The organism is Dactylosporangium maewongense, from assembly GCF_039531485.1.
Taxonomy (GTDB): domain Bacteria; phylum Actinomycetota; class Actinomycetes; order Mycobacteriales; family Micromonosporaceae; genus Dactylosporangium; species Dactylosporangium maewongense.
Genome location: NZ_BAAAQD010000011.1, coordinates 20900 through 38197, shown reverse-complemented (window position 1 = coordinate 38197; position 17298 = coordinate 20900). Strand labels below are relative to the sequence as shown.

The window sequence follows — 17298 nt, the reverse complement described above, 5'->3', positions numbered from 1 at the left end:
GGCGTGCCCTATCTTGACCTGCCCGGACCGTTGGGTTTCGCGCACCGCGGCGGCGCCGCGGCCGGTGACGAGAACACGACAGCTGCGTTCGCCCGCGCCGTCGACCTCGGCTACCGGTACATCGAGACCGACACCCACGCGACCGCCGACGGTGTCCCCGTCGTCTTCCACGACGACACCCTGCAGCGGATGCTGGGCCGGCCGGGCCGCATGGTCGACGTGACGTGGGCGGACCTCGCCTCCGTCCGGGTCGGTGGCGCCGCCGCCGTCCCCCGCCTCGACGAGGTCCTCGACGCATGGCCGGACGTCCGGTTCAACATCGACTGCAAGACCGACGCGGCGGTCACCCCGACGGTCGACGCGGTCCGCCGCGCCGGCGCCGAGGACCGGGTGCTGCTGGCGTCGTTCTCCTCCGCCCGGCTCACCCGCATCCGCCGCGAAGCCGGGCCGCGGGTGGCGACGTCGGTCGGGATGCGGGAGGTCACCGCCCTGTGGGCCGGGTCCATGACCGGCCGGCCCGTCCGGGTCGCCGACAGTGTCGTCGCCGTGCAGATCCCGCCCCGGTACGGACGCCTCACCCTCGCCCGTCCCCGCTTCATCGACTACCTGCACCGCCTCGGCCTGCACGTGCACCTGTGGACGATCGACGACCCGGTACAGATCGGGCACTTCCTGGACCTCGGCGTTGATGGCATCATGACCGATCACATCGAGGTGCTCCGCGACGTCTACCACGCCCGCGGCATCTGGAACCCCGCGTAGATCCCGGCGTAGGAGAGGCCCCGTGTCAGCTGTCGACACACCCGAGGCACCGCAGCTCAGCACGAAACGTGAACGGGTCGGCTGGTACTTCTACGACTGGGCGAACTCCGCGTTCTCCACCACCGTCGTCACCGTCTTCCTCGGCCCGTACCTGACGTCGATCGCGGAGAAGGCCGCCGGCTGCGACGGCGACGCCTGCGACACCGCCGTCATCCACCCGCTCGGCATCGCGATCGCGCCCGGCGCCCTGTTCCCGTACACGGTGAGCCTGTCGGTGTTCCTGACCGTGTTCGTCCTGCCGGTCGTCGGCGCGATCGCCGACCGGTCCCCGCGCAAGAAGCAGCTCCTGGCCCTGTTCGCCTACATCGGCGCGGCCGCGACCGCCGGGATGCTGTTCCTCACCGGCGACCGGTACCTGCTCGGCGCCGCCCTGTTCCTCGTCGCGAACATCGCGTTCGGCGCGTCCGTCGTCGTCTACAACTCGTTCCTGCCGCAGATCTCCTCCGAGGAGGACCGCGACCGGGTGTCCAGCTTCGGCTGGGCGTTCGGCTACCTCGGTGGTGGCCTGCTGCTGCTGCTCAACGTCGTCGCCGTCCTCATGCAGGACACCCTCGGCATGACCACCGGCGAGATCGCCCGGTACAGCATCGTGTCCGCCGGCCTGTGGTGGGCCGGGTTCACCACGATCCCGCTGCTCAGCCTCCGCAACCGCCCGCCGCAGGAGGCACCGGCGAAGGGCGTGAACGTCCTCACCGACGGGTTCCGGCAGCTGTGGCACACCCTGAAGTCGTTGAAGGCGTACCCGCTCACCCTGTTCTTCCTCGTCGCGTACCTCATCTACAACGACGGCATCCAGACCGTGATCGCGCTCGCGTCCCAGTACGGGACGAAGGAGCTGCAGCTGTCCGACGACGTCCTCGTCCCGACGATCCTCATGGTGCAGTTCCTCGCGTTCGCCGGGGCGCTGCTGCTCGGCTGGCTCGCGAAACGGTACGGGGCGTGGAAGACCCTCCTCGGCAGTCTCGTGCTCTGGACGGTGATCATCGTCATCGCGTACTTCCTGCCGGCGAAGGAGCCGCTGCTGTTCGTCGCGCTCGGCGGCGGCATCGGCCTCGTCCTCGGCGGCAGCCAGGCGCTGTCGCGGTCGCTGTTCTCGCAGCTGATCCCGAAGGGCCGCGAAGGCGAGTACTTCGGGATCTACGAGATCTCCGACAAGGGCACCAGCTGGCTCGGGCCGCTGCTGTTCGGCCTCGCCTACGACACGACCCGCTCCTACCGGGTCGCGATCATCTCGCTGCTGGTGTTCTTCGTCGCCGGGTTCCTCGCGCTGCTCGCCGTCCCGATCCGCAAGGCGATCGAACAGGCCGGGAACACCCCACCGGCCCGCCTGTAACCCTCCTGGAACCCTCCCGGAAACCTCCCGGCCGCAGGTCATTACATTCACCTTCGTGCGATTCCGGCTCCTCGGTCCCCTCGCCGTCCACGTCGACGGCCGGCCGGTCGAGGTGCCCGCCGCACGGGACCGGGTGCTGCTGGCGATGCTGCTGCTGCACCCGGGCCGGGTCGTCACCGTCGACCAGCTCGTCGACGCCGTCTGGGGCGACCACGCGCCCGTGACGGCGCGGGCGCAGCTGCACACGTGCGTGTCCCGGCTGCGCCGGCTCCTGCCGGACCTGATCAGCACCGACACCGCCGGCTACCGGGCCACGGTCGCCGGCGACGACCTCGACACCGTCACGTTCACCGCGCTCGCCGCCGCCGGCCGGGCCGCCGCCGCGGCCGGTGACCTGCCGCAGGCGCGGGCACGGCTGCGGGCCGCCGTGGACCTGTGGCGCGGCCCAGCGCTCACCGGCGTCGACAGCGCCGCGGTCCGCGCGCACGCGGTCGCGTTCGAGGAACGCCGCGACGCCGCCCTGGAGGACTGCGTCGACGTGGAGCTGCGCCTCGGCCTGCACGCGTCGCTGATCGGGCAGCTGACGGCGCTGGTGGAGCAGTACCCGCTGCGGGAACGGGTGACGGGGCAGCTGATGACGGCCCTCGCCCGGGCCGGGCGGACCGCGGACGCGCTCGCCGTGTACCGGCGGCTGCAACGGACCCTCGACGACGAGCTGGGCCTGCCGCCGAGCGACGCGCTGCAACGTCTCCACGAGGACCTGCTGCACCCCGCCCCGGACCCCGCCGCACCGCCACCCGCCGCGGTCCCGGCGGCGCCGCAGCGGCCGTGGACGCTGCCCCGGGACGTCGCCGACCACTCCGGCCGCGACGACGTCGTCGCCGCCCTCCTCGCCACCGTCGCCGCCACCGACGCCGCCGTCGGCGGCACCCCGGTGGTGGTCACCGTCGACGGGATGGCCGGCGTCGGCAAGACCAGCCTCGCCGTCCACGTCGCGCACCGCGTCGCCGGCCGCTACCCCGACGGGCGGCTGCTGCTGGACCTGCGCGCCCACAGCGACCGGCCGCCGCTGCCGCCGCACGAGGCCCTCGGTGTCCTCCTCACCCACCTCGGCGCCGCCCGGATCCCCACCGACCCCGACGACCGCGCCGCCCGGTGGCGGACCGAGACCGCCGGCCGGCGGCTCCTGATCGTCCTCGACGACGCCGCCGACGCCGCGCAGGTCACCCCGCTGCTGCCCGGCGCGTCGGCGTCGCTGGTCATCGTCACCAGCCGCCGCCGCATCGCCGGCCTCGACGGCGTCCGCCCCGTGTCGCTGGACGTCCTCGCCCCCGCCGAGTCCCTCCGGCTGATCACCGGGGTCGTCGGGGCCCGCGCCGCCGCCGACCCGGCCGCGACCGCCGACGTCGCCGACCTGTGCGGGCACCTGCCGCTCGCGTTGCGGCTCGCCGCGGCCCGGCTCGCGCACCGCCCGTCGTGGAGCGTCGCCGACCTCGCCGACCGGCTCCGCCGCGCCCACCCCGCCCCCGTCGACCTCGCCGTCGACGGCCGGTCCCCGCACGCCGCGTTCGAACTGTCGTACCGGCAGCTGCCCCCGCACGCGCAGCGGCTGTTCCGGCTCCTCGGCCTGCACCCCGCCGGTGACCTGTCCGTCCGTGCCGCCGCCGCCATCACCGACACCACCACTGCGAGCACCGAGGACCTCCTCGGGCAGCTCGTCGACGCGCACCTGCTCAACGAACCCGCCGCCGGCCGGTTCCGGTTCCACGACCTGCTCCGCGAATACGCCGCCCACCTCGCCGCCGCCGACCCGGAACGCGACCCGGCGACCACCCGGATGCTCGACTTCTACCTGCACACCGCCGCCGCCGCGACGAAAATCTGGGAAAGCAACCCGGACCGGGACCCGATCGACTTCACCGACGTCGGCCCGCACGTGCCCACGTTCACCGGCATGCTCGACACCCGCGAATGGCTGAACGCCGAATGGGTCAACGTCGCCGCCGTCACCCACCTCGCCGACCGGCTCCACCGGCACCGGCACACGATCCTGCTCACCCGCGCCCTGTGGGCGTACCTGTTCCGTAACTCGATCAACGACGTGTCCCTGGACCTGCACCGCCGCGCCCTCACCGCCGCCGAAGCCCTCGACGACCCGGACCTCGTCGCGATGGCCCACAACTACCTCGCGTCCGCGCACGCCCGCAGCGGCGACCTCACCGCCGCCGCCGGGCACCTGCAACGCCTCATCGGCCACCCCCGCTGGGGGGCCCGCGCCGAGTCGAACCTCGCCTACGTGTACCTCAACGTCGGCCGGTTCCGGGAAGCGCTCACCCTCACCGAACGGTCCCTCACCGCCGGCGACGACCGGCGGCAGGTCAGCGGCCAGTGGACACCGCTCGCCGCGACCCTGCGGGCCCTCGGCCGGCACCACGAGTCCGTCCTCGTCGCCCAACGGATCATCGCCTACGCCCGCGGCACCGGCAGCGACGGCGGCAGCACCTGGCCGGGCGCCGTCGGCGCGGTCGAGCTCGGCGCGACCCGCGCCCGCCTCGGCCAGCACCGGCAGGCGACACTGCTGCTGTCGTGGGCACGCCGGCAGCTCGGCGACGACGCCGGCCCCGGCTCGGAGATCGAGGCCCGCACCGTCATCGGCGCCGGCCTCGTCGCCCTCGGCGACCACGACCGCGGCCTGCGGCTGCTCCACGGCGCGTACGACGACGGCCGGCACCTCGACCCGACCGCCGCCTGCCACGCCGGGAACACGTACGGCGAGGCCCTGCACACCGCCGGCCGCCCCGCCGACGCCGAAACCGTCCACCGGTGGGTCCTGGACCGGGCGACCCGCGCCCAGCACCGCTACGAACAGGCCCGCGCCCACCGCGGCCTCGGCACCGCCACCGGCGACCCCGACGCCGCCCGGGAACACCTCACCGCGGCGCTGCGCCTGTTCGACGAGATGGGCACCCCGGAACGGCACGAGGTCCGCGCCACCCTCCAACGGCTGGGTGGCCCGCCACCGGCCCAGTAGGCTGCACCGTCGTGACGTCCTCCACCCAGACCCTCGACGAAGACCCGGCCGCGTGCGTCGCCGCCGGTGACAGCCGGCTACGCCGCGGTGGCTCCCTGAAGTTCTTCTACGGACCGATGGACTGCGGCAAGTCGACCCTCGCCCTGCAGATGGACTACAACCACGCCCGGCAGGGCCGCCGCGGCCTGGTCCTCACCACCATCGACCGCGCCGGCCCGGGCCGCCTGTCCACCCGCATCGGCCTCGGCAAGGAAGCCGTCGACGTCGGCGCCGACCTCGACATCCGCGGCCTCGTCCGGCAACGGTGGGCCCAGGGCATCCGCGTGGACTACCTCATCTGCGACGAGGCGAGCTTCTACACCGTCGCGCAGATCGAACAGCTCGCCGACCTCGTCGACACCTCCGACGTCGACGTGTACGCGTTCGGGCTCGCCACCGACTTCCGCACCAGCCTGTTCCCGGCGGCGCAGCGGCTGTTCGAGCTCGCCGACGAGGTGACCCGCGTCCAGGTGGAGGTGCTGTGCTGGTGCGGCCGGCCGGGGCTGCTCAACGCCCGGGTCGTCAACGGCGGCATCGCCCGCGAAGGCGACCAGGTCGTCATCGGCGACACCGGCACCGACGGGGGTTCCCCGGAAGGCGCCCCGGAGGTCGACGTCCGCTACCAGGTGCTGTGCCGCCGCCACCACCGCGTCGGTGACCTCGGCCCCGCCGCCCGCGCCGAAGGGCAGCTCCGGCTCGTGTGAGCAGCCTCGACCCCGACGATTACCGGACGGTAACCTTCGGGGTATGACGCGTTTCGTGCAGACCCGGCCGGCGTTGCGGGACCCGTACACCAGCGACTGGCAGCTGCAAGGCTGGCTGGACCGGCTCCTCGGCCCGGACGGGCACGCCGCCGCCAAGGCCCGCCTCGCCGCCGTGTCCGCCGACGTCCTCGGCCCGCTCCGCGCCGCCCACCACGACGCCGAAACCCACCCGCCGACCCTGACCCGGTTCGACGCGTGGGGCGCCCGCATCGACCGCGTCGACACCGCCACCGGCTGGCAGACGCTCCGCGCGTCCGCCGCCCGGCACGCGGTCGTCGCCCTGCCCTACACCAGCGACGCCCGCACCACGTGGGGCGCCGGCACCCGCGTCGTGCAGCACGCGCTGCTGCACCTGTGGGGGCCGGAGTCCGCGACGTTCTCCTGCCCGGTCGCGATGGCCGACGGCGCCGCCGCCCTCCTCACCGCGACCGACCCCACCTCACCGTGGCTGGCCCGCCTCACCAGCACCGACCCCGACCATGCCGTCACCAGCGGCCAGTGGATGACCGAGTCACAGGGCGGCTCCGACATCGCCCGGTCCACCACCACCGCCCGCCGGCTCCCCGACGGCCGGTGGGTCCTCACCGGCGACAAATGGTTCTGCTCCGCGATCGACGCCGACATGGCGATCGCCCTCGCCCGCCCCGAAGGCGCCGGACCCGGCAGCCGGAACCTCGCACCGTTCCTCGTCCCCCGCTACACCCCCGGCACCGCCCTGCCCGCCGACGGGCTGCAGGTCCTGCGGCTCAAGGACAAGCTCGGCACCCGCGCCGTCCCCACCGGCGAGGTCCGCCTCGACGACGTCCCCGCGATCCCCGTCGGCGACCCCACCGTCCCCGGCCTGGCCCGCATGATGACCCTCGTCGTCGTCACCCGCCTCCACAACGCCGCGGCCGCCGCCGGCGGGATGCGCCGCGGCCTCGAATACGCCCTCAGCCACGCCGCGAACCGGCAGGTCGCCGGCGGGACCCTCGCCGGGAACCCGCTGCACCGCGCCACCCTCGGCGGGCTCGCCGTCGACGCCGCCGGCGCCTACGCCCTCGCCGCCCACGCGTTCGCCCTCCTCGGCACCGCCACCACCGGCAGCCCGGACGGCCCTGCGAGCGCCGCAGCGGACGAGCTGCGGCTCGTCGCGCCCCTCGCGAAACTGCTCACCGGCCGGCTCGCCGTCGCCTCCGCCAGCGAATACCTCGAAGCGTTCGGCGGCGCCGGCTACGTCGAGGACACCGGCATCCCCAGACTGCTCCGCGACGCGCAGGTCCTGCCGATCTGGGAAGGCACCACCAACGTCCTGTCCGTCGACGTCCTCCGCGCCCTCACCACCGGCGACGGCGCCCGGCCGCTGCTGCACCGCGCCGAGATCGCCGCCGCCGCCGTGCACCGGCTCCCCGGCATCCTCCCCGGCACCGCCGACGCCGTCATCGCCGCCACCCGCCGCCTCGCCGCCGACGTCGGAACCGCCGCCGCCGACCCCCGCAGCGACCGGGTCGTCGCCGGAGCGCGGGAACTGGCGCTGCGGCTCGGCACCACCCTCACCGCCGCGCTGCTGCTCGAACACGCCGCCTGGGCCGCCGACCGCGGCGACGAACGCCCGGCGCTGCTCGCGTCGCTGTGGACGCTGCGCCGGCTCGGCGACGCCGACGTGTCAGCCGACCTCCACACCCACTTCGACCAGCTCGTCTAGCTGATCTGGGCGTCCGCCCAGACGATCCGGTGCTTGCGTGGGGTGCCCTGCAACCGGCCCGGCACCCCACCCGCCGCCGTCACGTCCACCGTCCCCGCGTGGACCCCGCCACGCGCCGCGTAGAACCGCTGCGCCGCCGTGTTCTGCGCCAGGACCCACAGGTACAGCCGCGACGACACCGCCCGGTCGACGACGGCACCGGCCGCGGCCCGCAGCAGCCGCGTGCCGACACCACCGTGCCGGCGGCCGTCCACGACGTGCAGGTTGTCGACGAGACTGCCCCACTCCACGTCGTCGTCCAGCTTCACGTGCGCGAACCCGACCAGCCCACCGTCTTCAGCTACGAACGTGACCGTTCCCGCCCGCTCCTCGAACCGGTCCCGCCACACCACCAACCGGTCCGCGACCACGTCACCGTCCAGGAACGCGTCACTGTACGCACCCCGGTAATGCCGCCGCCAACTGTCCGCGTGCAACCGCGCGATCCCGTCCACGTCGCCGTCCGTCGCCGCCCTGATCCTCACGAACCCGCCCCGTCCCCGCGACGGGCCCGCGCCGCCGCGATCGTGTACGCCGGATCCCGGTCCAGGTTGTGCCGGTCCCGGTCATACCGGCGCGTCGTCCGCGGATCCGCGTGCCCCATCGCGTCCTGCACATCCTCCAGGGGGACACCCTCGTCCCGGGCCGCGGTCGCGAACGCGTGCCGCAGCGAATGCGGCGACAACCGCTCCCACGCCGGCACCCCAGCCTCCCGCGCCAACCGCCGCACCAGCCGGAACACCGCGTGCCGATCCACCCGCGCCCCCGTCGCCGTCGTGAACAGCGGCCCGTCACCGCCGGTACCGACGCCGACATAACCATCAAGAGCAGCCGTCACCGCCGCCGTCAGCGCCCGCCGCCGCGGCTTACCACCCTTCCCGACGAACCGGACCGTCCGGTGACCACGCTCCACCCCGAGATCCGCATGATCCAGGGCGACGACCTCACCGACCCGCAACCCCAGATCCGCCAGCAACGCCAGGATCGCCAGATCCCGCGCCGCCGTCACCCCCGTCTGCCGCGCCGCCGCGGCCAAAATCGCGTCGACCTCACCAGCCGTCAACCCCACCGTCGAAGACGTGTCCCGATCGATCCGCGGCCGGTCCGCACCCCCGACCGGATTCACCGCCACCGCCTGCAACCGCAGCAGAAACCCGTACCAGCTCGACAACGCCGACAGCTTCCGCGCCACACTCGCCGGCGCCAGCACCTTCCCCGACCTGACGTCCACCGTCGACTCCAGATCCCGCGCATACGCGTTCACCTGCAGAAACGACACCCGCAACGGATCCAGGTCACGGCCCGCGCACCAACCGAGGAACTGGTGCACATCCCGCCGGTACGCCGCCCGCGTGTGCGCCGACAACCGCCGGTTCGCCAGCCACGCCTCGGTGAAATCCCCCGACGCCCGCTCCAGCTCCCCCTGCACGGGCCGTACAGGCTGGACGGGCTTTACAGGGTCGGCCGCCACACCGTCGTCCGTTTCACCGGCGTGTCCTCCAACGTCTGCGGCACCGGCACGTCATACACCGCGACCAGCTCCAGATGCTCCTTCGGCAGATACGCCCGCCCCGGATCCCCGACCAGACACCCCGCGCCCCGCTTCGTCACCCGCCGCAGGAAGTCGAGGACCTGACCGGTCATCTCCCGGCTGTAGAACACGTCCCCGGCGAGGACCACGTCGGCGTCGCCGCCGTCACCCGGCAGCACGTCCTCCAGCCGCGCGTCGACCGTCACGTCGTTCGCGGCCGCGTTCACCGCCATCGCCGTCACCGCCAGAGGATCGATCTCCACCGCCGTCACGTGCGCCGCGCCCGCCTTCACCGCAGCGATCGCCACCAGCCCCGACCCCGCCGCCACATCCAGCACCCGCTTCCCAGCAACCAGGCCCGGGTTGTCCAGAATGTACCGGGCGAGGGCCTGACCACCCGCCCACGCGAACGCCCAGAACGGCGGCGGCAGCTGCACCCCACCCGCGAACTTCTCCGTGTACTGCCACAGCTCGATCGCCTCATCCGCCAACCGCAACCGGACCTCCGGCACGAGCGGAACCGGGGCCAGGCTGGTATGCGCGAGAACGAATGCGGTGGACATCGGCTCGGACCCTATGTCACTCGTGCGTGCGACGCCCCGCCGGGGCCGACCTCGGTACCGTCACATCCATGGGGGTCGGACTCTGGGTCATCCTCGGCACGGCCGTCGTCGTGCTCGTCCTCATCACGCTCTACGTCGACTCGATGCGCCGCTGACTATCGTCGACCCGGTGACCGTCCCGCACATCACAGACACCCAACGCCGCGCCCGCCTCTACTGGCGGCACGGGTTCACCGCCACCGACCCCGTCGCCGCCGCCACCGACCTCATCACGCTCCACGCCACCGACGCCGCGACCGTCCACCTCTCCGTCGCCGCCCGCATCCCCGACGCACCGCCGCTCGACAACGCCCTCTACGAGCAGCGGACCCTCCTACGGATGCTCGGCATGCGCCGCACCATGTACGTCGTCCCCACCACCACCGCACCCGTCGTCCACGCCGCCGCGTCCCTCACCATCGCCGCCGAACAACGCCGGCTCCTCATCAAACACCTCGGCGGCGACGCCACCTTCCTCACCGAGGTCGAAACCGCCACCTACGACGCGCTCGTCGCCCGCGGCGGCGCCGCCACCGCCGCACAACTCGCCGCCGACGAACCCCGCCTCCGCACCGTCCTGCACTTCCCGCAAGGCAACCAGTACATCACCAGCCGCGTCCTGCTCCTCCTCGCCGCGCAGGGCCGCATCATCCGCGGCCGCCCCAGCGGCACCTGGACCAGCACCCAGTACACCTGGCACACCCACACCAACTGGACCCCGACCTACGACACCCTCGACCCCGCCACCGCCCGCACCGAACTCGCCCGGCAGTGGCTCGCCCGCTACGGCCCAGGCACCATCAACGACCTCAAATGGTGGACCGGCTGGACCATGGCCCACACCCGCGCCGCCGTCGCCGCCCTCGACACCACCACCGTCACCCTCGACAACGGCGACACCGGCATCGTCCTCGCCGACGACACCGACTCCGTCCCCGAACCCGACCGGTGGGTCGCGCTCCTACCCGCCCTCGACCCCACCATGATGGGCTGGACCAGCCGCGACTTCTACCTCGGCCCCCACGCACCCGCCCTCTTCGACCGCACCGGCAACCCCGGCCCCACCATCTGGATCAACGGCCGCGTCGTCGGCGGCTGGGCCCAAACCCCCACCGGCCACATCGCCACCGAACTCCTCGAGTCAGTCGACGCCGCCGGTGTACGCGAAACCGCCGACCGGCTCACCAACTGGATCGGCGACATCCGCGTCACACCCAAATTCCGCACACCACTCGAACGGCGCCTCACCGAAACTGTCGCACCCCGCGGATAACCTGACCCTCGTGTCCCGCATCAACGTCGTCGGCGCCAGACAGAACAACCTCCGCGACATCACCGTCGACATCCCCAAACACGCCATCACCGTCTTCACCGGCGTCTCCGGCTCCGGCAAAACCTCCCTCGTCTTCGACACCATCGCCGCCGAAGCCCAACGCCAGCTCAACGAAACCTTCACCGCCTTCGCCCGCACCCGCACCCCCCGATACGACCGACCCGACGTCGACGCCATCCACAACCTGTCACCCGCCGTCATCGTCGACCAGAAACGCCTCGGCGGCACCGCCCGCTCCACCGTCGGCACCGCCACCGACATCAACCCCACCCTCCGCCACCTCTACGCCACCCACGCCCACCCCCGACCCGCCAACGCCCGCAGCCTCTCCTTCAACGACCCCCAAGGCATGTGCCCCACCTGCCACGGCCTCGGCTGCCCCACCTGCCACCACACCCGCCTCAACGACACCGCCCGCGCCAGCCGCATCAACGGCTACACCATCGCCGACCTCACCGCCATGGAAACCACCGAACTCGACGCCGTCCTCCGCCTCCTCACCGACGACACCAACACCCACCACATCACCGCCGTCCGCGACCGCCTCGACCACCTCATCGACATCGGCCTCGGCCACCTCACCCTCGACCGCCAGACCAGCACCCTCTCCGGCGGCGAGTCCCAACGCGTCAAACTCGTCCGCCACCTCGGCAGCAGCCTCGTCGACATGCTCTACATCCTCGACGAACCCAGCATCGGCCTCCACGCCCACGACATCACCCGCCTCCTCGAACTGCTCCGCAGACTCCGCGACAAAGGCAACACCGTCCTCGTCGTCGAACACGACCGCGACGTCATCGAAACCGCCGACCACATCATCGACCTCGGCCCCGAAGCCGGCACCCACGGCGGCCGCGTCGTCTACCAGGGCACCCTCGAAGCCCTCCCATACGCCCGTACCCTCACCGGCCGGCACCTCCGCCACCGGCTCGCCCTCAACACCAACCCCCGCACCCCCACCGGCACCCTCACCATCACCGACGCCCACACCAACAACCTCAAACACGTCACCGTCGACATCCCCACCGGCGTCCTCACCGCCATCACCGGCATCGCCGGCTCCGGCAAAAGCACCCTCATCACCAGCGACCTCCTCGCCCAACACCCAGCGGCCACCGTCATCGACCAGACCGCACCCGCCACGTCAACCCGGTCCACCCCCGCCACCTACACCCGCATCATGGACCCCCTCCGGACCCTGTTCGCCCACGCCACCGGCGCACCCGCCGCCCTCTTCAGCCCCAACTCCAAAGGCGCCTGCCCCACCTGCCACGGCACCGGCACCACCCACACCACCCTCGCCTTCCTCGAAACCCTCAAAACCACCTGCACCGACTGCCACGGACACCGGTTCCGCCCCGAAACCCTCCACCACCGGCTCCGCGGCAAAACCATCGCCGACGTCCTCGCCATGACCGTCGAACAAGCCACCGACTTCCTCACCGAACACACCATCCAACCCGCCCTGCACGCACTCACCGACGTCGGCCTCGACTACCTCACCCTCGGCCAACCCCTCAACACCCTCTCCGGCGGCGAATGCCAACGCCTCAAACTCGCCACCCACCTCAACACCGCCAACACCACCTACGTCATGGACGAACCAACCACCGGCCTGCACATGTCCGACATCACCCACCTGCTCAACCTCATGGACCACCTCGTCGACCACGGCAACACCGTCATCGTCATCGAACACCACCTCGACGTCATCAAAAGCGCCGACTGGGTCATCGACCTCGGCCCCGACGCCGGCCACCGCGGCGGCATGGTCATCTTCGAAGGCACCCCCGAACAACTCACCCACGCCACCGGCTCCCACACCGCCGACGCCCTCCGCCGCGACCTCGCCGCCTCCTGACGCCACTGGTTGGTGCGGCGCGGCCGCTCCGGCTGCTTCCGGCCGAGGCGGGGCGATCGACTGGCCCGAGCTGCTGACCCACGTCGAGCGTCGGCGCGGCATGGATGTCGTGCTGCCGACGTACGACCAGGCGTGCGCACTCATCACCGGTTCGCCCTCGCACCAGGCCCGGCTAGAGCCCTGACCACAAACGTTCACAGTGTTGATCGGAAGGTAGCCTCGTCGAGATGGCTGAGGACGACTTCACGATCAAGCTGACGCGGGACCAGGCGTTGGTGTTGTCCGACTGGCTCGACCGCATGATGGGTACCGCGGAATTCGACAGCCTGGTGAACCAGGACCGCGCGGTGTGGTCGCCGCTGTACCGGATCGCCGGGACGCTGGAGACCTCACTGGTGGAGGTCTTTGTGCCCGACTATCCGGCCCGTCTGGACGCCGCGCGGAAGCGGCTGTTGGACGGTCTTGGCGAGGTGGGCCGGCCGGTGGACGAGCTGTGATGGAGCAGTTGGGCTGACGCGTTCGTTGGCGGCGCAGGTCAGGCAGCTCGACTGGCTGGCTGGCCCCATCGGCGTTTCCGTTCGGAACGGATGCGGGCGCGTTCGCGGCGTTGCGCGGCCAGGACGTCGGGGTGGCGGGCGTTGGCGTTGCGCCAGCGCAGGTAGCTCTGCAGCCGTCGGGCCAGCACGGTGTGGTTGGGATGGTCGGAGCCAGCGATGACGAAGGTGCGCAGCGGCCCGAACTGGGCCTCGATCGGGTTGGCCCAAGAGGCGTAGGTCGGGTGAAACACAGCTCGACCCGGTTCCGGACAGCCCACGCCCGGATCTTCGGGCCTTTGTGCTCGGACAGGTTGTCCAGCACCACATAGATCGGGGCGCCGTCCGGACGCGCGGCCCGGATGCTCTTGAGCGCGGCTAGGGTGTTCTCCGCCGACTTCCGCCGTCGCACGACGCCCCAGAGTTGGTCGCCGCCGACGCTGTAACAGCCGTGGAACTGCCGCACTCCGTGCAGCTTGTAATAAGTTCGCGGGCAGCCGATCCGGGTGACCAGACCGTTCCCGAGACACCTGGACCCGCCGGCTACCACGCTTGTGGGCGAGGAAGTCAGTGAGTTGCGTACGCTCCAGCGGGTGAACGGCAGCCCGAGCGTTTCGGTCCGGATGATAGCCGTCGTGCATCCGACCACCGACGAAGAGCCCCAGATCGCCGTCCGCCACCTCTGCCGGCGCCTGCGCGACTTCCTCAACCTCGACCCGGCCGCGCCCAGCGTCACCAGCCCACCAGGACCACGAACACCCGGTCACTGATCCACCCGACGACCCGCTCCCCACCCACGCGGCAGACAGCAATACTGTGCCCGCCAGCGGAACCCCGGGAACCGCCGCACTACCACGCCCGGGCAGGACCCAGCCGCCAGGTTCCGTCGCAGCACCGGACGCCGGTGGTCGACAGCCGCGTCACCAGCACCGGTGCCCGACGCCTGAACAGTGCCCGTGAACACCGCCGACGCCACGCTAGCGTGCGAGGCGGACGCTCAGCTGGGAACCCAGCTCCACAAACCCGAGCGCTCGTGCCACCCGGCGGGACGGCTCCGGACGGGCTCGCCACTGCGGCAGCAGACCCGCGTCCAGCGCCGCGGCGACCGCCGCGCCAGCCACCAGACGCGCCAGGCCCCGGCCGCGCTCAGCTGGGGCCGTCAGCACACTCACGTGCGCGACAGCGCCCTCCCACACCCGGTAACCGGCGGCCGCGGCGACGTCGTCGCCGGCGCGGAGCACGTACGCCGGTGACGTGATCTCGTCCAGGCCCGCCTCGCCGGCGTCCGCGGCCGGCACCCGGCCCAGCAACCCGCGCACGCCCGCGTCACCCGCACCGACCGCCACCACCGCGCCGGACCCGGCGCCAGCGGGGCGGAACCGGGCCGCGTCGCAGAACGCCAACGTCGCCGGGCCTAGCACCGCACCGACCGGCAGCCTGCCGGACACTGCCACCGGGTCGGTCATCGCCGGCACCGGCAGATCACCCAACGCACGCCGCACCAACTCGGCCGCGCCCTCATCAGGAGCGGTCGCGACCGCCGCACCGCCCAGCGCGACGACACCCACCCGGCCCGGCGGGCACAGCGACGACGCCGCGGACACCGCCACATCCAGCCCCGACGACGTGAACGTCACCGGCGCACCGGCCAAGGCGGCCCACACCCACCGGGCACGACCCAGCACCGCGTCATCAGTCACGCACGCAGGATCGCAACCCAGCGGACCGGACCGCCACCCGAATCACACCGAACCGGTCCACGACCGACGTTGCCGGGGCCGGCCGACCCCGGCAACGAGCAGCTCAGATCGCCGGACGGTAGAAGAACGTGCGACGGCCGCTGATCCGGCCGTCACGGAGCTCGAACCAGTCCGCGAACGTCTCCACCAACGGCACGCCAGCGTGCGACATGCCCTCGAAACGGCCCCAGCAGAACGCCTGGTCCGGCAGCTCCACACACCGCTGCACCGCATGCCGGCCCGACATCACGATGCACCGCCGCTCATAGAACTCCACGAACGCCGACACACCCTCGATCGGAGGACACCCCGGCCGGTGGTACACCACATCATCCGTCACCAGATCCACCAGACCGGCCCAGTCCCGCCGGTCGATCACCGCCAGCAGCGACGGGACCAACCCAGACCGCACCGACGACGCTGTCAGCACTGCATCAATAGCCATACACCCATGGAAAAACGCCGGCCACCCACCGTCAACACGCCGCGACGCCTTCTTACAGCCGGAAACCCGACCGTAACCCGCATCAACCCATCCGCGACGCCACCGACGTCCCGAAGCGATCCGCCACCAAACGCTTCAAACCATGCGGAAACTCCGACTTCGCCGCCACATGCGCCGCCGTCAACCGCAACTGCGCCGCGGCGTCACCCTCCCACGCCGCCACACAATCCTCCGGCGCCACATTCGCCACCGCCAGAATCGCACCCGCCGCACCCAACATCCCCGCCGTCGACACCAACGCCGACGAACCCACATACACCGCCCCGTCCCACTCCGACAACAACCGCAGCAACCGCTCCGGATCCCCCGTCGAATCCTTCAACCCCGCCACCGGCAACGACGGCAACACCTCCAACGGCACCGCACCACCCGCCACCCCCGGGAAGTGATACGCCAGCACCGGCCGACGGTCCGCCGCCGCGACCACCCGCTCGAAGAACGCCCGCAGATCCCCAGCCCGCCGCGGCGGCGCCACCAGCACCGCATCCGCACCCACCGCCACCGACGCCGCCGTCAACTCCGCCGCCGGACCCGCCCACGCACCACTCGCACCCGCCACCACCGGCACCCCCGGACACGCCCGACGCACCGCCGACACCAATGCCACCCGCTCACCATCACTGAGCGCGTCCGCCTCACCCGTCGAACCAGCGACCAGCACAGCTCGTACACCCGCAGCCACCAACCGCTCCGCATGCGCCGCGGTGCCGGCGACATCCACCGAACCGTCCTCCGCGAACAGCGTCACCAACGCCACCGCGACACCCCGCCACAACACAACCGGCTCCTGAGTCATACCCAGAACCCTAAGCTGGATCCGGGTGCGCGGGCCGTCGGCGTGCCAGCGCACCCACCCGGACACGAAGAAGCGCCGCCGGTCAACACTGGCCGGCGGCGCACGTCTCAAGCGGGGCGGACACCCCGGCGATGGACGCGCTGCGCAGCCCACCGCATCGTGACCCGCTCGCGACCGCCGACCGCCTGCGCCACCCACTGCGCCTGCAACCGCACCGTCGTCGCGACCACGCCACCACGCCACCACGAACACCCGACATCGCCGACTCCTACCGTCGCACCAGGTCACCTACACCCGGCACCACGGCGCTCCCGACGCCGGCGTTCACGCCAGATTTCTTACACCGTCACGTCGACGTGCTCGACGCGGTTCACGTCCTTCGCCGGCTCCGTGTCCTCCACCGGCTGCACCGCCGTCCGCGACGCCGCGAACGCCATGATGAACGACCACGGCGGCATCCCACCGACGTTCGTCACCGCACCCGTCGGCGACAGGTGATACCCCGTCAACCCCGAGATCGCCGCACGATCACCCGGCGTCAGCTGACTCAACACCTGTTGCGACGCCGGCAACCCACCTTTAGGGGGCGGCGCGACCGGCTCGACCGCGGGTGTGTTCGTCGCCTTGACCGGCACAGCGGCGTGCGTGGCCGACGACAACTGTCGAATCTCCATGTGGTGCCTCCC

Annotated in this window: 17 protein-coding genes and 1 pseudogene; 10 read left to right on the top strand and 8 right to left on the bottom strand. The window is 72.0% G+C overall.

Annotated features, from left to right (window positions below; translation table 11 throughout):
* Positions 1-3: 3 nt before the first annotated feature.
* The 5 genes from ABD332_RS26570 to ABD332_RS26550 are packed head-to-tail and all read left to right on the top strand — an operon-like array spanning position 4 to position 7673.
* Complete coding sequence (locus ABD332_RS26570) at positions 4-762, top strand: glycerophosphodiester phosphodiesterase family protein (protein ID WP_344504848.1); 759 nt, start codon at positions 4-6, stop codon at positions 760-762.
* 22 nt (positions 763-784) lie between these two features.
* Complete coding sequence (locus ABD332_RS26565; protein WP_344504847.1) at positions 785-2155, top strand: MFS transporter; 1371 nt, start codon at positions 785-787, stop codon at positions 2153-2155.
* Positions 2156-2210: 55 nt separating this feature from the next.
* Positions 2211-5186, top strand: a complete 2976-nt coding sequence (locus ABD332_RS26560; protein ID WP_344504846.1) for an AfsR/SARP family transcriptional regulator — start codon at positions 2211-2213, stop codon at positions 5184-5186.
* An 11-nt stretch (positions 5187-5197) separates the two neighbouring features.
* Positions 5198-5929: a thymidine kinase gene (locus tag ABD332_RS26555; RefSeq protein ID WP_425552288.1), complete on the top strand. Its 732-nt coding sequence runs from the start codon at positions 5198-5200 to the stop codon at positions 5927-5929.
* A gap of 43 nt (positions 5930-5972) precedes the next feature.
* A complete protein-coding gene (locus tag ABD332_RS26550; RefSeq protein ID WP_344504845.1) occupies positions 5973-7673 on the top strand; it encodes an acyl-CoA dehydrogenase family protein in 1701 nt (566 codons plus the stop codon).
* Here the strand turns inward: ABD332_RS26550 and ABD332_RS26545 are convergent.
* The 3 genes from ABD332_RS26545 to ABD332_RS26535 are packed head-to-tail and all read right to left on the bottom strand — an operon-like array spanning position 7670 to position 9806.
* Entirely contained in the window at positions 7670-8197 is a 528-nt protein-coding gene (locus tag ABD332_RS26545) for a GNAT family N-acetyltransferase (RefSeq protein WP_344504844.1), read from the bottom strand. The genes ABD332_RS26550 and ABD332_RS26545 overlap by 4 nt on opposite strands.
* Positions 8194-9141 carry a tyrosine-type recombinase/integrase gene (locus ABD332_RS26540; protein ID WP_344505243.1) on the bottom strand — a complete coding sequence of 316 codons (948 nt, stop codon included), beginning with the start codon at positions 9139-9141 and terminating at the stop codon, positions 8194-8196. Before ABD332_RS26540 ends, ABD332_RS26545 begins: the two co-directional genes overlap by 4 nt.
* A 23-nt stretch (positions 9142-9164) precedes the next feature.
* Positions 9165-9806, bottom strand: a complete 642-nt coding sequence (locus ABD332_RS26535) for a class I SAM-dependent methyltransferase (RefSeq protein WP_344504843.1) — start codon at positions 9804-9806, stop codon at positions 9165-9167.
* A gap of 26 nt (positions 9807-9832) precedes the next feature.
* On the opposite strand from ABD332_RS26535, the gene ABD332_RS26530 reads away from it, so the two are divergent.
* The 4 genes from ABD332_RS26530 (at position 9833) to ABD332_RS26515 (ending at position 13536) form a co-directional block, all read left to right on the top strand.
* A complete protein-coding gene (locus ABD332_RS26530) occupies positions 9833-9961 on the top strand; it encodes a hypothetical protein (RefSeq protein WP_344504842.1) in 129 nt (42 codons plus the stop codon).
* Positions 9962-9975: 14 nt separating this feature from the next.
* The gene (locus ABD332_RS26525; RefSeq protein WP_344504841.1) at positions 9976-11118 is read left to right on the top strand and encodes a winged helix DNA-binding domain-containing protein; all 1143 of its coding nucleotides are present in this window, start codon (positions 9976-9978) and stop codon (positions 11116-11118) included.
* A 10-nt stretch (positions 11119-11128) separates the two neighbouring features.
* Positions 11129-13039 carry an ATP-binding cassette domain-containing protein gene (locus ABD332_RS26520; protein WP_344504840.1) on the top strand — a complete coding sequence of 637 codons (1911 nt, stop codon included), beginning with the start codon at positions 11129-11131 and terminating at the stop codon, positions 13037-13039.
* A 227-nt stretch (positions 13040-13266) separates the two neighbouring features.
* A complete protein-coding gene (locus tag ABD332_RS26515) occupies positions 13267-13536 on the top strand; it encodes a hypothetical protein (RefSeq protein WP_344504839.1) in 270 nt (89 codons plus the stop codon).
* A gap of 38 nt (positions 13537-13574) precedes the next feature.
* Here ABD332_RS26515 and ABD332_RS26510 read toward each other — a convergent pair.
* Positions 13575-14081: pseudogene (locus ABD332_RS26510) on the bottom strand (transposase); the annotation flags it as partial.
* A 126-nt stretch (positions 14082-14207) separates the two neighbouring features.
* On the opposite strand from ABD332_RS26510, the gene ABD332_RS26505 reads away from it, so the two are divergent.
* A complete protein-coding gene (locus tag ABD332_RS26505; protein WP_344504838.1) occupies positions 14208-14342 on the top strand; it encodes a hypothetical protein in 135 nt (44 codons plus the stop codon).
* 207 nt (positions 14343-14549) lie between these two features.
* On the opposite strand, the gene ABD332_RS26500 is transcribed toward ABD332_RS26505, so the two are convergent.
* The 4 genes from ABD332_RS26500 to ABD332_RS26485 form a co-directional block, all read right to left on the bottom strand.
* Entirely contained in the window at positions 14550-15272 is a 723-nt protein-coding gene (locus ABD332_RS26500; RefSeq protein WP_344504837.1) for a GNAT family N-acetyltransferase, read from the bottom strand.
* Between the two features lie 103 nt (positions 15273-15375).
* Entirely contained in the window at positions 15376-15756 is a 381-nt protein-coding gene (locus tag ABD332_RS26495; protein WP_344504836.1) for a nuclear transport factor 2 family protein, read from the bottom strand.
* An 82-nt stretch (positions 15757-15838) separates the two neighbouring features.
* Positions 15839-16612 carry a dihydrodipicolinate synthase family protein gene (locus tag ABD332_RS26490; RefSeq protein WP_344504835.1) on the bottom strand — a complete coding sequence of 258 codons (774 nt, stop codon included), beginning with the start codon at positions 16610-16612 and terminating at the stop codon, positions 15839-15841.
* Between the two features lie 338 nt (positions 16613-16950).
* Positions 16951-17286: a hypothetical protein gene (locus ABD332_RS26485; protein ID WP_344504834.1), complete on the bottom strand. Its 336-nt coding sequence runs from the start codon at positions 17284-17286 to the stop codon at positions 16951-16953.
* Between the last annotated feature and the right edge of the window lie 12 nt (positions 17287-17298).